A 14,798-nucleotide genomic window follows, 5' to 3' on the forward strand; every position below is an offset into this window, starting at 1 on the left:
TCCCCGTCACCCCCGGCCCTCGGTACGGGACACGACCGAGGGGCGGGAGTGCGGTCACGCGTACCCAAGAAAGGGTTTTCAGCCCATGACCGCGAGGTGGTCGCTGTAGAAGAGGCCCAGGCCGATCGCGGCGCAGATGCCGGCGATGATCCAGAAGCGGACCACGATGTTGACCTCGCTCCAGCCGGCCAGTTCGAAGTGGTGCTGGAGCGGTGACATGCGGAACACACGTTTACCGGTGGTCTTGAACGAGATGATCTGGATGACCACCGACATCGTGATGATGACGAAGAGGCCGCCGATGATGACCGAGAGCAGCGTCGTGCGGGTGGCCACCGCCAGGCCGCCGATGAGGCCGCCGAGGGCGAGCGCACCGGTGTCGCCCATGAAGATGCGGGCCGGGTTGGTGTTCCACCAGAGGAAGCCGACGCACGCGGCTGCTGCCGCCGCGGAGATCATCGCGATCTCCAAGGGGTCGCGGACCTGATAACAGTGCGCTTCGGTCAACGCGCTCGTGCTGCGGTAGTTGTCGTCACCGCACCAGTGCCGGTACTGCCAGAAGCCGATCAGTGAGTACGCGCCGAGCACCAGGATCGACGCGCCGGTGGCGAGACCGTCCAGGCCGTCGGTGAGGTTCACGCCGTTCGACATCGCCATGATGACGAAGACGAAGACCATGACCGAGCCGACCTTGCCGACGTCCAGCCAGCTGACGTCGCGGATGAACGAGATGTGCTCGCTCGCCACGGTCTGCCCGTTGGTGCTCGGGAAGTTGAGTGCCGCGATGCCGAAGCCGGTACCGATCAGCAGCTGGCCGAGGAGCTTGCCCTTGGCGCTGAGACCGTCCGAGTTCTTCTTGCGGACCTTCAGGAAGTCGTCGAGGAAGCCGACGGCGCCGCAGAAGACGAACAGACCGAGCAGGACCAGGGCGGTCATGGTCGGCTTCTCCTGGGCGATCTGCCGGTCCGGCAGGGTCGTCAGCGCCAGATGACCTGCCACGTACGCGAAAACCGTGGCAAGGATGAACGCCACGCCGCCCATCGTGGGGGTGCCCCGCTTGCCGAGGTGGCTCTGCGGGCCGATGGTGCGGATCGGCTGTCCGGCCTTGAGCGCCGAGAAGACCTTGATCGCGATCGGGGTGCCGAACAGCGAGATGAGAAAGGCGACCGCGGCCGCGACGATTACTGCCCTCACGTGGGCTGAACCTCCCCGAGACGCAGCCAGTCGGCGACGTCCCATGTCCGGTACCGGGAACCCTTGACCAGCACGACATCGTCGGCGCGCAGGTCCTTTCGCAGAATCTCGATGGCGGCGGCCTGGTCGGCGGCGAAGTACGCGGTGCCGCTCCAGCCGCTCACGGTAGCGGCGCCGTCCAGGATCGGACGGGCGTTCCCGGCTACCGCGATCAGCCGGTCCACACCGAGTTCGGCGGCGAGCCGGCCGACGTCGTTGTGCCCGGAGATCTCGTACTCGCCGAGCTCGGCCATGAAGCCGAGGACGGCGGTGGTGCGGCGTTCGGCGCCCATCGACGCCAGGGCGCGCAGCGCGGCCGACGTCGAGGAGGGGTTGGCGTTGTACGAGTCGTCGATGACCGTCACGCCGGCCGGATTCTGGAAGACGTCCATCCGGCGGCCGGAGACGATGCCCACCTCGCCGAGGGCCGCGGTGAGATCGTCGAAGTCCATGCCGGCGGAGAGCGCCACGGCGGCAGCGGCCAGGGTGTTGGAGACCTGATGCCGGCCGACAACGGCCAACCGGACTTCGCCCGATTTTCCACCAAATTTCAGCGAATATGTGGCTCGGCCTTCGGAATCCAGCGTCACGTCAGCCGCGTGCACGTCAGCCGCCGCCTCCCCGGTGGAGACAACCCGCGCCGACGTCCGCTCCGCCATCCCGGCCACCAGGGGATCATCGGCGTTCAGCACCGCCACCCCGTCGGCCGACAACGACTCGACCAGCTCGCCCTTGGCCAGAGCGGTCCCCTCCACCGACCCGAACTCCCCGATGTGCGCTGCGCCCACATTGAGCACCACGCCGATCCGCGGGCGGGCGATATCGGTCAGATAGCGAATGTGCCCCACACCCCGGGCGCCCATCTCCAGCACCAGGAAGCGGGTCTCGGCGGTCGCCTGCAACACCGTGTACGGAAACCCGAGCTCGTTGTTGAGCGATCCGGCCGGAGCAACGGTCGGCCCGAGACGGGCGAGAAGCTGCCCGATGTAGTCCTTGGTCGTGGTCTTCCCGGACGAGCCGGTGAGCCCGACGACGGTCAGCTTGTCCAGCCGGCCGACAACGACCCGGGCCAGCTTGGCGAGAGCTTCCAGCTGGTCGGTGACGACAACCGTCGGCACGCCGGTCTCCTTGGTGCCGAGCACACCGGCGGCGCCGGCCGCGACGACACCGGCAGCGTAGGAGTGACCATCCACCTTCTCACCGTCGAAGGCGACGAAGAGACCACCGAGGCCGACCTTGCGGGAGTCGTACTCGACAGCACCGGTGACGACGTCATCCGCCGAAGACACCGGTGAAACCCGGCCACCGACGATCGTGGCGATCTCGCCGAGAGTCATGGGGATCATGAACGGCCTCCCAAAGCGGCTCCCAAAGCAGCTGCCAGCTCGATGCGGTCGTCGAACGGCAGCACCTCGCCGCCGACCTCCTGGCCCTGCTCGTTGCCCTTGCCCAGCACCGCGATCACGTCACCGGCCGACGCCAGCCGCACGGCCTCGTCGATCGCCGCCCGCCGCCCGCCGATCTCGATGACCTTGGCGGCTCCGGCAGACGACAGAGCACCCTCACGCACGGCGGCCCGGATCAACCCCGGATCTTCGGTACGCGGATTGTCGTCAGTCACGATGACCAGGTCCGAGCCGTGTGCGGCGGCCTCGCCCATCAACGGACGCTTGCCCTTGTCCCGGTCCCCGCCGGCCCCGATCACGCAGATCAGCTGCCCGCCCCGGACCCCGGCGAGCTCGCGCAGCGCCGCCAGAGCGGCCACGATCGCGTTCGGCTTGTGGGCGTAATCGACAACGCCGAGGATCTCGCCGGGGGCGTCGACCTGTTCGAGCCGGCCGGGCACGCCCTTGCACGCCAGGATTCCCTCACCGGCGACCACGGGGTCGATGCCGGCCCCGGACAGCAGCGCGAGGGCCAGCAGCGCGTTGGCGACGTTGTGAAGCCCGGGAAGGGCCACTCCGGTCTCCACGGTGACGCCGTCCGGGCCGTGAGCGGTGAAGAGCTGCCCGAAGGCGGCCGGCCGCACGTCAGAGGCCCACCAGCTCGCCCCGACATTCCCGGAAGCAGAGTAAGTGACCGACTTGTCGCGATTTAAGCGCATAACCGCATCGTCGTCGTAGTTAAGAACCTCAACAGCCGCTCTACCGTCAAAAAGTCGAGCTTTAGCCTCGAAATACTCTTCGGACGACGGATGGAAATCCAGGTGATCCTGCCCGAAGTTCGTATAACCGGCAGCCGCGAAAGCGATCCCGTCAGCCCGCCCCATGACAAGAGCGTGACTGGAAACCTCCATCACCACGGCGGTCACCCCGCGCTCGACCCCGGCCGCGAGAATCGCCTGCAGATCAGTCGCCTCCGGCGTGGTCCGCACGCTCTTGACGACGAAGTCGTCGAGCCGCGTCTCCACCGTCCCGACCAGCCCGGTGACCAGCCCGGCCGCACGCAGCCCGGCCTCCACGAGATAGGACGTGGACGTCTTGCCCGCCGTCCCGGTCACCCCGATCATGGTGAGCCGCCGCGACGGCTCCCCGTAGATCGCCGCCGAGACCGCGCCGAGCACCGCCCGGGGATCGTCGACGACGAGTACCGGCAAGCCGGCTTCGAGAGCCGGCGCCAGCCCATCAGAATCGGTCAGGACAGCCACCGCCCCCGATGCGGCAGCGGACCCGACAAATGAGGCGCCATGCCGGTTCGCACCGGGCAGCGCGGCGTAAAGGTCGCCGGGGCGCACGGCCCCGCTACTGTGAGTGACCCCAGTGACATCGATGTCACCGCCCGCCGCATCCGCGCTGATCAGCTCTGCGAGCTGGCTCAACGGGACCGGCGTGACGTTCATGGGTCGGGGAATGCCTGACACGGCGTCAGACCCTACCCGGTGCCGCACAGGTTCCCGTCAACGCCATGCGGCATGGGTTCATGGATGGATCTTGAAGGTCGGCTGCTTCGTACCGGACGGTGGCACACGGTAATGAAGCAGGGTGTACGACATCATCTCGCTGAAGGATGGCGCCGCCACCTCACCGCCACTGCCGGTGGCGACGTCCATCGACACGGCGATGACGTACCGCGGGTTGTCGGCGGGCGCCATGCCGATGAACGAGCTGGCGTTGTGACTGGTGTACTGCCCGTCGATGAGCATCTTGCCGGTGCCGGTCTTGCCGGCGACCCGATAGCCGGTCACCGCGGCGGCGCCACCGGTGCCCCCCTTCGTGTCGACTACGGCCTCCATCAAGGTCCGCAGCTGCGAGGCGACCTGCGGGTCGAGCACCTTGTGCGTCTCCGGCTCGGCGGCCGGGGTCACCTTGCCGTCCACACCGGAGATTGTCGACTTGATCAGCTGCGGCTGGATGTAGGTGCCGTCGTTGGCGATCGCGCCGTACGCCGCCGCCATCTGGATCAGCGTGGCCGAGACACTGTGGCCGATCGGCACCGAGCCGGACGCCGAACCGCTCCACTCCTCCGGCTTCAGCAGCAGGCCCTCGGCCTCACCCGGCATGCCCTCGCCGGTCGCCGAGCCCAGCCCGAATTTCTGCTGGTACGCGTAGATCTTCTCCTTGCCGAGCATGTCCCCGATCAGGATCGTGCCGACGTTGGAGGAGAGCGCGAGCAGACCGGGCATGGTCATCTCGGTGCCCTTGTCCATCGGGTGGGAGTCCTTGAAGTCCTCGCCACCTCGCTCCAGACCGGGGCCGATCTTGAGTGTCGAGTCCGGCGTGATCAGACCCTCCTGCAGGGCCGCGCCGAAGATGAACGCCTTGTGGCTGGAGCCCGGGTCGGTGACGACGCTGGTCGGCACGTCGATCCGCTCCTGCGAGTCGTAGTCCTCCGGCTTCGCCGCGTTGTAGGCCGGGTAACTCGCCTGGGCGAGCACCTCGCCGGTCCGCGCGTCGAGCACCACGGCACCGGCCACCGTCGCCTTCTTCTTCTCCGCCTCGGCGTCGAGGATGCGCTGCACCTCGTACTGCACGTCGCGGTCGATGGTGAGCTGCAGCGAGTTGCCCGGTTTGGCGGCGGTGAACTGCTCGTACCCGCCCGGGATCGCCGCGCCCAGGGTGCCCTTGCCGACCTCGAAGACGCGCTTGCCGTCGGTGCCGTGCAGCAGTTCGTCGTACCGCGCTTCGAGGCCTTCCAGGCCGTGGTGGTCGTCGCCGGTGAAGCCGATCAGGTTCGCCGCGAGGTCCTTGCCGGGCACGTCGCGCCGCTCGTCGCTGTGCGTGTAGATGCCCGGGAGCTTCATGCTCACGATCTTGTCGGCAACCCCGACGTCGACGCCGCGAGCGAGGTACCGGAACTTCAGCCAGCGACCCAGCGACTGCTTGCGCTGCATCAGCTCGATCAGCTTGGACTGCTGCACACGGAGCAGCGGCGCCAGTTGCGCGGCGACTTCCGGGATCTTCTTCTGGAGCTTCGCGTTCTCCGGGTCGACGTAGACGTACCGCGCCTCGACACTGTGCGCCAGCACCGCGCCGGAGCTGTCCAGGATGCTGCCTCGCGGCGCGGGAAGCTCGACAGTGCTCAGCCGCCGCTCCCGCAGCGCGAGCAGACTGGCGGCCTCCTCCGGGGACGTCGCGACCTGCAGCACCACGAGCCGCACGCCGATCGTGACGAACAGCGAGAGCGCCAGCACCGTACCGAGTCGCAGCCGCCGGGTCCCGCTCGCGAGCTTCGGCGGCTCTGCCGCCACCCTCTTCTCCGGACGCTTCGGTCGCGCGGGCGGCCTTTTTTGGGTACGGGGGACAGCACGGTCCCGCGGAGTCCGGCGTCCACCCACCCCGTCGTCCTGGGCAACGCGAACACCGTCACCACGGCCACGAGTGCGCGGCTCGGTGTCGCCGCCGGCCGGCTTGCGCTCACGAGCCCGCGGTGGCGCCTCGGTGCGCCGGGCGGTGTCCTTGGTCCTGGCCTCAGCGCGACGGCCGGCGTCCTTGTCCCTGGCCTCGGCGCGGCGGGCGGTGTCCTTGTCCCTGGCCTCCGCCGGGTCCTTGTCGTCCACCGGCTTGCGGCCACGGGCCCGGGACGGCGTCTCGCCGCCGTCCAGCACCTGCAGAGCCGGCCGGAACGGGTCGGCGTTCCGCCCGGAGCGCGGCGCCCGGCCCCGCTCGGCCACGGTCCGTCCGCGCGGGGTGTACGCGCGGGCGTCACCGATGCTGGAGCGGCCACGGCGGCCCGGGTTCTCCTCGGGCTCCTCGGCGGGGAGGTCCCGCGACGCACCGCGCCGGGGCTGCGTACCCCGGCGCGGTGTCTCGTCGTCTGCTCGCGGCGACATGGTCGGTTACTGCCCAGCGCCCGCGGTAGCGGTGCCGGCCTTCTCAAGACCGCCCTGAGCGGTGACGCCCGGCTGGCCCCGGCCCGGCGTCGGAATCCGGCTGATCTTGCCGTCCGGAAGCCGGATCATCGCCGGCGACTCCGCCATGACCAGGCCGAGCCGTCGAGCCGCGGCGTGCAGGTTGCCCGGGTTGGACGCCTGGATGAGCTGCTGCTCCAGGCTCTGCTGCTGCTTGTCGAGGGTCGCCTGCTCCTTCTGGAGCGCGTTGAGCCGGAAGGACTGTTCCATCGTCTTCGTGTTGATCAGGAGGATGCCGAGCACGCCGACGAGCACCAGGGCGATCACGGACGCGGCGAACGTCGCACGCGGTGCCCGCATCGGCAGCGGCGGCGCCACCCAGAGCCGCGGACGGCCCGTGGTGGACGGCTCGGCCGCTGTCACCGACAGCTCGGTCACCTCGAGTGCGAGCGCTGCGGTGCCGTCGGCCTCCGGCTTGCCGCGGCGCGTTGTGCGTACCGACTCGGTCTCCCGGGCGCGGCTGGTCCGGCTCACCCCCCGGGTGCCCGTGTCACGGGACGCCGCACGGCCCCCCGACCGCGGCGCTTCGAATCGCTCGCTCATGCTCACCCCTCCCCCTCGTTCGCCCCCGGGCGTAACCGCCCTTGTTTCCCGCGCGTTGACAGTCGGGACCGTTCGCGGCCGGTCCCCGATGTCTGGTCCTGCTCGTCGATCCGTTCCACCGCGCGCAGTTTCACCGAGGCTGCCCTCGGGTTCTCCGCCACTTCCGCCTCGCTGGGCAGCTCCGACCCCCGGGTCAGCAGCTTCAGCGTCGGACCGGTACCGGGAAGCTCGACCGGAAGGTCGATCGGCCCGGTGCTGCGCGACCTCGCGGCAAGGGCGCGCTTCACGATCCTGTCCTCCAACGATTGATAACTCATCACCACAAGCCGGCCCTTGGGCGCCAACGCATCCAAAGCAGCCGGAACCGCACCCTCAAGAGCGTCCAGTTCGGCGTTGACCTCAATGCGTAGTGCCTGGAAGGTCCTTTTTGCGGGATTTCCACCCGTTCGGCGCGCGGCGGCGGGGATCGCGTCCTTCACCAGTTCGGCCAGGCGAGCCGTCGAGGTGATCCGGACCTTCTGCCGTTCCCGGACGATCGCCGAGACCACCCGTGGCGCGAACTTCTCCTCGCCGTACTGCCGGAGGATGCGAACCAGCTCACCCGGCTCGTACCCGTTGACCACGTCCTCGGCGGTCGCACCCCGCGACTGGTCCATCCGCATGTCCAACGGGGCGTCCTGCGAGTACGCGAAACCGCGGTCCGCCTCGTCCAGCTGCAACGAGGAGACACCGAGATCGAACAGTCCGCTGTGGATCATGGGAATGCCGAGCTCGCCCAGTACCCGGGGAAGCTCGTCGTAAACGGCGTGCACGAGGTGTGTGCGATCACCGAAACGGATCAGCCGGTGACGTGCGTGAGCGAGCGCCTCGGTGTCCCGGTCGAGTCCGATGAGGACCACATCCGGGAACCGCTCCAGGACTGCCTCGGCGTGCCCGCCGAGACCCAGCGTGAAGTCGACGTGAACGGCGCCCGGCAAGGTGAGACCCGGGGCGAGCAGCTCAAGACAGCGCTCGAGCAGCACCGGCACGTGTGTGCCTCGCGGCTCCCCCATATTGACCCCCATAGCCCTGCCCGTTCACGTAGCACCCTGGTGTTGCCTTGTACTTCGGCCGTTCTCGCCGGCCCGGCCGCCAGTCCGTACCGCCAGATCCCCATCCGCTCTGTCCTGTGCGGGCCTTTCCCTGACAGGAAGGCCAGCCCCGGACACGCGCCTGGCGCCGGGGAAGAGGCGCCAGGAGCGGGAGCGGCTGGAGATCTCGCAGTACGGCGGCAGTGGCGTCCGGACCGCACAGCGGCCCACCGAGGTGCCACGCCTTACAGTCCGCCGGGCAGCACCCCCTCCTCGATGTCGGCGAAGTCTTCCTCGCTCGCCATGAGGTAGTCATCCCAGGACTGCTTGTCCCAGATCTCGACCCGGGTGCTCGCACCGATCACCACGAGGTCGCGGCCGAGGCTCGCGTACTCCCTCAAGTGCGCCGGGATGGTGACCCGGCCCTGCTTGTCGGGAACCTCGTCGTGCGCGCTGGCGAAGAACACCCGGCTGTAAGCCCGGGCCGCCTTGTTCGTCACCGGCGCCTCACGCAGCTGACCGGCGATGCGCTGGAACTCCGGCATCGGGAACACGTACAGACAGCGTTCCTGCCCTTTGGTGATCACGACACCTCCCGCCAGCTCATCACGGAACTTCGCCGGGAGGATCAGCCGGCCTTTTTCGTCCAGGCGCGGGGTGTGTGTGCCGAGGAACATCGGCCCAACCCCCCTTGCCTTGGCGTCGCGTCCCTTCGCGGTGGAACGGTCTCGCCTGTCAACTCGGGCCGGCAGTCCCAGGTCGGTTCCTCGGCCCTGCCACTGCGCCCCACTCTACTCCACTTCCCTCCACCTGCAACCCGAATGAGGTCGCTCGCGAGGCCTTTTCGCGGACGTAGTTCCTGGTCAAAGGCGGTGGGCCGAAGTGGAGGGCCCGACCATGATCAACGGGGTCTGGTTTCCGACATCGAGCACAACAGGTCCGATATCTCCCCGTTCACAGTGTGGGAGTGGCCCCTGAACCACCTAGGTGGAGGAAAAGGGAGGCCTCCGGTGGAGCACAGTGGAGGCCTTTCGGCAACGCGTACCGAAGCAGAAACGCCTGTGGGGCGTGACCCAGGATCGGGCCACACCCCACAGGCGTGATCTCAGCCACGGCACCACCATGCCGCCGCCGGTCTTTCCTTACTTACTGCGCTGTCCTGCTGGTGCCTGTTCTGATAGATCAGGCGACAAGGCGGCGCACGACGTAGTTCGAGTTCCAGATCTTGTGCTTGCCGACCCGGGCGCCGGTGTGCGGCGAGTCGTAGACGTAACCGTTACCGGCGTAGATGCCGGCGTGGTACCCGTACGAGCCGTTACGGAAGACGATCAGGTCACCGATCTTCTTGTTGCTCTTGGCGACCTTCTTGCCGTAGCTCTGCTGCGAGTTCGCCTTGTGCGGCAGCGACTTGCCGGCTGCCTTCTTGTAGACGTACTTCGTGAACCCCGAGCAGTCGAAACGCTTGGGGCCGGACGCGCCGTACTTGTAGAGCGCGCCCTTGTGCTTCTTGGCCTCGGCGAGGATCTTGGCGCCACTGGCCTTGACCTTCACCGTGGTCTTGACGGTGGTCACCGTCTTGTAGCCCGAGCCGTTGAAGATCGTCCGTACCTTGTACGTGTTCTTCGGCGCGTACTTGAGGGTGACCGTCCCGTTCTGGTTCTTGACGGACTCGGTGTCCCACGTACGCCACTTGCCACCGACATAGCCCTGAAGACGGACCGTGCCCTTGGCGATCTTGCCGGTACGCGGGTCGATGACCTTCGCGGTCACCTTGAGCGTGGAACCCCACTTGAGGTTCCGGGTGTTGGCCTTGGCAGACAGCCTGGGCGTGACCGTCGCCGCCGCGGCCGAAGCCGTGGTGGTGCTGGCGACCTTGATGACCGGGGTGGTGCTGGCAGCCGCGGCGGGTGACGCGGTGACCAGCTGCCCGGCGCAGAGGCAGAGACCCAGAGACAGTGCGACAGTGCCGGCAGCGCGCGAGGAGTTGCGGCGGCCATGGCGCGAACGAAGTTCGTGCACGGTTGAGAATTCCCTCCGGCACGCCTGCGAGGTTAGCTGTCGGGTTCGGGCGGGAAGGTGTGCCCGGTCGCCGAGGCGACTTCACCCCAAGGTCGTCCCGTGATCGCCACGTGGAGCCGCGGCGCGGGACGGACCACAAATGGGTCCCCCGTCCCTGCCCCCAGATGCCTGTTTGGTGTTTCAGGTGTTCCTGCGGTCGCACCATCCAGCTCGGGGCAGGGCTCGGCGTTAGCCAGGCTGGTGCGAACCGGCGAGCGGATGCCGCCGGCTCACCCTTGGTACCCGACCGTCCGCGTGATCGTTAGCCCCGAAAATGTGACGCAGAGTGATTGGCACATTTGTTGATGTCCAGTTTGTTACCGGGAGGAGACAAATGCCATTACGCACCGAGGTCGCGCGATCACGATCAGTCGAAAGTTACGGGTGAAACAGAACACACAATTAGTCGTCACTCCAACCGGAACCTTGGTCAAAACGACGAGACCGGCACAAACACAAGTCGCACGCGATCTTGACCGGTCGGCAACTGGACGTAACCTTTCGGTCCGGTACCCTCGCTGGCGTGACGGACGGGAAGATGCCTCTTATCGCCAAGGTCGCGACCACCGCGTCGAAGACCGCTGCGGCGCTCTCCAGGGCCGCGGGACGCGGCGACGGTTCGGTGATCGGGGGCTGGATCGGCCTCAAGATCGATCCGGACCTCCTGGCTCACCTCTCTTCCGGCCGGGCAGTGGCGCTCGTCTCCGGGACCAACGGGAAAACCACCACGACGCGACTCACCGCGGCCGCCGTCGGCGTGCTCGGCCGGGTCGCCACCAACTCGTTCGGCGCGAACATGCCGACCGGCCACACCTCGGCACTGGCGAAAGAGGGTCACACCCCGTTCGCCGTGCTGGAGGTCGACGAGCACTACCTGGCCCAGGTGATCGAGGCCACCCGGCCCAAGATCGTGGCGCTGCTCAACCTCTCCCGGGACCAGCTGGACCGGGCCAAAGAGGTGTCGATGATGGCGCAGCTGTGGAAGACCGCGCTCGCCAGCCAGCAGCACATCAAGGTCGTGGCGAACGCCGACGACCCGATGGTGGTCTGGGCGGCCAGTGCCAGCCCGCAGGTCACCTGGTTCAGCGCCGGCCAGCGCTGGCTCGACGACTCGTTCGTCTGCCCGGAGAGCGGCCACCCGATCGAGCGGGCCAACGGCGACTGGTGGTGCACCGGCTGCCCGCTGCGCCGCCCCCGGGCCAACTGGTCGGTCGAGGACGAGGGCGTGATCGACCCGCGCGGTGACTGGCACCTGGTCAAGCTCCAGCTCCCCGGCAAGGTCAACATCGGCAACGCGGCCACCGCGCTCGCCGTCGCCGCCGAGTTCGGCGTACGCCCGATAGAGGCACTGCCCCGGCTGGCCCGGGTGACGTCCATCGCAGGCCGGTACGCCCAGGTCGACCGGGACGGCCGCAACATCCGGCTGCTGCTCGCCAAGAACCCGGCGAGCTGGCTGGAGGCGTTCGACATGGCCGAGCAGGCCCCGACGCTGCTCTCCATCAACGCCCGCGACCCCGACGGCTTCGACACCTCATGGCTGTACGACGTCGACTTCGCGCCCCTGCGCAACCGCCCGGTGCTGATCACCGGCGACCGCGCGTACGACCTGGCCGTCCGGCTCCAGGTGAACCAGGTGCCGTTCCGGCACGTACTCAGTTTCGACGAGGCGCTGCGGGCCGTTCCGCCGGGCCGCCTCGAAGTGATCGCCAATTACACGGCGTTCCAGGACATCCGAGCGGAGTTGGACCGTGTCAACTGAGTCTCTGCGGATCGTGTGGATCTACCCCGATCTGCTCTCGACCTACGGCGACCGGGGCAACCTGTCGATCCTGGCCCACCGCGCGGCCGCCCGGGGCATCCCGGTGGAGACCTACGAGGTCCGCTCCGACCAGCAGATGCCCACCTCCGCCGACATCTACCTGATCGGTGGTGGCGAGGACGGGCCGCAGGCTCTGGCGGCACAGCGGCTGCTCACCGACGGCGGTCTGCACCGCGCGGTCAACCAGGGCGCCGCGGTTCTGGCCATCTGTGCCGGTTACCAGCTGTTCGGCCACTCGTTCTTCGCGAAGGGGGCCAAGTGCGCGGGACTGGGACTGCTGGACATCTCTTCGGACCGGGGCGTCACCCGGGCCGTCGGCGAACTGCGGGGCGACATCGACCCGCGACTCGGGCTGCCGCCTCTCACCGGATTCGAGAACCACGGTGGGCGTACCCACTTGGGAGCGCAAGCGGCTCCCCTGGCGCGAGTGACCGCGGGAGTGGGCAACGACGGCCAAACCGAGGGAGCATGGGCCGGGAAGATTCTCGGAACGTACTCACACGGACCGGCGCTCGCTCGCAACCCAGCTATAGCCGATCTGCTACTGCGCTGGTCAACAGGCGCGGATAGGCTTGCGCCGCTTGACGACACCTGGGCCGACCGGCTCCGGCAAGAACGGCTGGAAGCAGCAAGCGCGGTCTGATTTATTGTTCGGAACCGACGACAGTTGGGGCGGTACGCCTGCATGACCGACATCCTGATCGCCCCGCGGGGCGTAGTGACGAACTCCGCGGACCCTCAGGACGCTCCGATCAGCTGGAAGCGCCGTCTCATCCGTTTCGGCACGCTGGGCGGCGTGGTGGGAGCTCTCGCGATCGCAGCGGCGACGCTCCCACTGCGCGAGATCGGCGACAGCGTCGAGACCCTCGGCGCGGTCGCGCCGGCCGCCGTCGCGGTGGTCGGTGGCCTCCTGCTGTCGGTCCTGGTCCCCCGCACCATGATCACCCTGCTCTGCGGCCTCCTGCTCGGCGCGGCAACCGGCGCGCTGGCCGCCCTGGCCGCGGCGATCATCGCGGCGACGGCGACGTACTACGCCGGCCGCTGGGCCGGACGCGGCGCCCTGAAAGCCCGCGCCGGCAGCAAGCTGGACCGCCTGGACGGCTGGCTGAACCGCCGGGGCCTCGCCGCGGTCCTGCTGGTCCGTTTCCTCCCCCTGGCCCCGTTCGGCCTGGTCGGCTACGCCTACGGCACGACGAGCGTCTGCCGCAAGCGCTACCTGCTCGGCACCACGATCGCGGCGATCCCGTCGACGGTGACGTACGCGGTGATCGGCGCGGCAGTGGCCGCACCGGGTTCGATGAGCGCGGCAACGCTGGCCCCGGCCGCGATCGGCTTCGCCATCTCCACGGCGATCGTGCTGCGCTGGCGCTACACCTCCCGCCGCGACGCAACGGCCGCTGCCGCCGCCGTGCCGGCGATGGCCTGACCCTCCGGCGTTTCCCACTCCCCGGGGTTTCCTCTCCCTTCTTGCTTGCTGCCCGGCTTTCTTGTGAGATCCGCGCGCGGATCTTGAGCGTCTCTCGCCGGCAAGCGCCTGGTGGCCGACCGACAGGTCGGCACGGCACGGCAGCCACGCGGCCTGGGTCCGATCATGGCCGTGCTGGCAGGGTCCTTGTTTCGGCGGCCGGCAGAGGCTTTGTCCACCAGTGGGCAGATCGGGCATACACCAGCGGCTCCCGCATGCTCAGCAGCGTCGACAACGATGCCGCCTCCCGCTCCAGCTCCTCCCACACCGCCCTCGGCCACTGGTGGAAAGCGGTCACCTCGATCCCGCCCGGCACCGCGCGCCACACCCCGGCCACGAACCCGTCGACCAGGACGCACGGCAGGACGTCGCCGTTCATCCGGATCACGGCTTTGCGGTACTCAGGTGGGATCACCCGGGAGCGGTCCGCGTAGGCGAGCAGCATGTTGTCCCACATCGGTAGCAACCGGGGCGGAGCGGGCGTGTCCTCCGGCGGAATCAGGCCGCCTGGTACGTCGTACCCCTGGGAGGTGAGCGTGAGCGAATCGCCCAGGGCGGCCACCGCGGAGCGCACGACCGCACCCGGCAGCAGGGTGAACTGCCGGATGTCGGCGAGCGTTGCCGGACCGAAAGCGGTCAGGTATCTGAGCACCAGCTGCTGCGCCGACGCGGAGCGCGACGAGTCCGGCAGGCTGACCGGCGCGGCGCTGAACGACCGGCTGCCGAACAACCACGGCCCGGGCATCGGCACGTGATGGAGCTGGGCAAATGTCCGCAACGCCCACCACAGGCCGGTACTGTCGCCGCCGAAGCGCTCGGTCAGCATCGCCGAGATCTCGGGCACCGAACGAGGGCCGGAGGCAAACTCGATCAGCGACGGCAGGAACGCATCCACGTCCGATATTGATAAGCCGGAGCGGACGAATCTGGCGTCGCCCAGGCGGGCCGCGCGCAGCACGCTCACTACGGCGTTGTGAAGGAACGGATAGTCAAGAGCGTGCACGGCGTGCAGCGTGATCCGCATCAGGGTGGCTTTCACGATGGTGCCGCCGGCGAACGCGGCGTCCAGGTCGGCGGGATCGAAATCGGCCACCCGGTTCCAGAGCGCGAGGTACGGCGAGGCCGGTGACTGCGCCTGCAGGCCGACCAGCCGGCGGATCGCCGAGGCCGGCGGGACCGGCGCGCGCTCCAGCAGCATCTGACGCGCCAGCATGGCCCGGTTCAGCCCTCGCGCACTGATCATCGAAATCCCATCAAAAAGGC

General features: G+C 68.5%; 12 protein-coding genes and 1 riboswitch. Of the genes, 3 read left to right on the top strand and 9 right to left on the bottom strand.

Annotation, left to right across the window (positions count from 1 at the left end):
* Positions 1 to 78: 78 nt before the first annotated feature.
* The 8 genes from mraY to B0I29_RS10680 form a co-directional block, all read right to left on the bottom strand.
* A complete protein-coding gene (gene mraY / locus B0I29_RS10645; protein WP_111648764.1) occupies positions 79 to 1,194 on the bottom strand; it encodes a phospho-N-acetylmuramoyl-pentapeptide-transferase in 1,116 nt (371 codons plus the stop codon).
* Positions 1,191 to 2,579, bottom strand: a complete 1,389-nt coding sequence (locus B0I29_RS10650; RefSeq protein WP_111648765.1) for a UDP-N-acetylmuramoyl-tripeptide--D-alanyl-D-alanine ligase — start codon at positions 2,577 to 2,579, stop codon at positions 1,191 to 1,193. The genes mraY and B0I29_RS10650 overlap by 4 nt, the downstream gene beginning before the upstream one ends.
* Positions 2,576 to 4,072 carry a UDP-N-acetylmuramoyl-L-alanyl-D-glutamate--2,6-diaminopimelate ligase gene (locus tag B0I29_RS10655; RefSeq protein WP_111648766.1) on the bottom strand — a complete coding sequence of 499 codons (1,497 nt, stop codon included), beginning with the start codon at positions 4,070 to 4,072 and terminating at the stop codon, positions 2,576 to 2,578. The genes B0I29_RS10650 and B0I29_RS10655 overlap by 4 nt, the downstream gene beginning before the upstream one ends.
* Positions 4,073 to 4,150: 78 nt before the next feature.
* Entirely contained in the window at positions 4,151 to 6,502 is a 2,352-nt protein-coding gene (locus tag B0I29_RS10660) for a peptidoglycan D,D-transpeptidase FtsI family protein (protein ID WP_111648767.1), read from the bottom strand.
* A 6-nt stretch (positions 6,503 to 6,508) separates the two neighbouring features.
* The gene (ftsL, locus tag B0I29_RS10665; RefSeq protein WP_221401736.1) at positions 6,509 to 7,123 is read right to left on the bottom strand and encodes a cell division protein FtsL; all 615 of its coding nucleotides are present in this window, start codon (positions 7,121 to 7,123) and stop codon (positions 6,509 to 6,511) included.
* Positions 7,124 to 7,125: 2 nt separating this feature from the next.
* Positions 7,126 to 8,187: a 16S rRNA (cytosine(1402)-N(4))-methyltransferase RsmH gene (gene rsmH, locus B0I29_RS10670; protein ID WP_111648769.1), complete on the bottom strand. Its 1,062-nt coding sequence runs from the start codon at positions 8,185 to 8,187 to the stop codon at positions 7,126 to 7,128.
* A gap of 251 nt (positions 8,188 to 8,438) precedes the next feature.
* Positions 8,439 to 8,870 (bottom strand): division/cell wall cluster transcriptional repressor MraZ, encoded by a 432-nt coding sequence (gene mraZ / locus B0I29_RS10675; RefSeq protein WP_111648770.1) that lies wholly within the window; start codon positions 8,868 to 8,870, stop codon positions 8,439 to 8,441.
* Positions 8,871 to 9,375: 505 nt separating this feature from the next.
* Complete coding sequence (locus B0I29_RS10680; protein WP_245972429.1) at positions 9,376 to 10,212, bottom strand: C40 family peptidase; 837 nt, start codon at positions 10,210 to 10,212, stop codon at positions 9,376 to 9,378.
* A 6-nt stretch (positions 10,213 to 10,218) separates the two neighbouring features.
* Positions 10,219 to 10,400: riboswitch (cyclic di-AMP (ydaO/yuaA leader) on the bottom strand.
* A gap of 389 nt (positions 10,401 to 10,789) precedes the next feature.
* Between B0I29_RS10680 and B0I29_RS10685 the strand changes: the two genes are divergently transcribed.
* Genes B0I29_RS10685 through B0I29_RS10695 form a run of 3 tightly spaced genes read left to right on the top strand, consistent with a single transcriptional unit; the run spans position 10,790 to position 13,496 of the window.
* Positions 10,790 to 12,010 (top strand): Mur ligase family protein, encoded by a 1,221-nt coding sequence (locus B0I29_RS10685; protein WP_111649143.1) that lies wholly within the window; start codon positions 10,790 to 10,792, stop codon positions 12,008 to 12,010.
* On the top strand, positions 12,000 to 12,713 hold the full coding sequence (locus B0I29_RS10690; protein ID WP_111648771.1) for a type 1 glutamine amidotransferase: 714 nt from the start codon (positions 12,000 to 12,002) through the stop codon (positions 12,711 to 12,713). Before B0I29_RS10685 ends, B0I29_RS10690 begins: the two co-directional genes overlap by 11 nt.
* 42 nt (positions 12,714 to 12,755) lie before the next feature.
* A complete protein-coding gene (locus B0I29_RS10695; RefSeq protein ID WP_111648772.1) occupies positions 12,756 to 13,496 on the top strand; it encodes a TVP38/TMEM64 family protein in 741 nt (246 codons plus the stop codon).
* 163 nt (positions 13,497 to 13,659) lie between these two features.
* On the opposite strand, the gene B0I29_RS10700 is transcribed toward B0I29_RS10695, so the two are convergent.
* Positions 13,660 to 14,778, bottom strand: coding sequence for a winged helix DNA-binding domain-containing protein (locus tag B0I29_RS10700; protein WP_111648773.1), 1,119 nt, complete (start codon positions 14,776 to 14,778; stop codon positions 13,660 to 13,662).
* Positions 14,779 to 14,798 lie beyond the last annotated feature (20 nt).

The organism is Actinoplanes lutulentus (assembly GCF_003259845.1).
GTDB classification, from domain to species: domain Bacteria; phylum Actinomycetota; class Actinomycetes; order Mycobacteriales; family Micromonosporaceae; genus Actinoplanes; species Actinoplanes lutulentus.

Bases quoted from the DNA above. Each gene is read 5' to 3' on its own strand.
- B0I29_RS10650 (WP_111648765.1), bottom strand. From the start codon at position 2,579: ATGATCCCCATGACTCTCGGCGAGATCGCCACGATCGTCGGTGGCCGG.
- B0I29_RS10655 (WP_111648766.1), bottom strand. From the start codon at position 4,072: ATGAACGTCACGCCGGTCCCGTTGAGCCAGCTCGCAGAGCTGATCAGC.
- B0I29_RS10660 (WP_111648767.1), bottom strand. From the start codon at position 6,502: ATGTCGCCGCGAGCAGACGACGAGACACCGCGCCGGGGTACGCAGCCC.
- ftsL (WP_221401736.1), bottom strand. From the start codon at position 7,123: ATGAGCGAGCGATTCGAAGCGCCGCGGTCGGGGGGCCGTGCGGCGTCC.
- rsmH (WP_111648769.1), bottom strand. From the start codon at position 8,187: ATGGGGGTCAATATGGGGGAGCCGCGAGGCACACACGTGCCGGTGCTG.
- mraZ (WP_111648770.1), bottom strand. From the start codon at position 8,870: ATGTTCCTCGGCACACACACCCCGCGCCTGGACGAAAAAGGCCGGCTG.
- B0I29_RS10685 (WP_111649143.1), top strand. From the start codon at position 10,790: ATGCCTCTTATCGCCAAGGTCGCGACCACCGCGTCGAAGACCGCTGCG.
- B0I29_RS10695 (WP_111648772.1), top strand. From the start codon at position 12,756: ATGACCGACATCCTGATCGCCCCGCGGGGCGTAGTGACGAACTCCGCG.
- B0I29_RS10700 (WP_111648773.1), bottom strand. From the start codon at position 14,778: ATGATCAGTGCGCGAGGGCTGAACCGGGCCATGCTGGCGCGTCAGATG.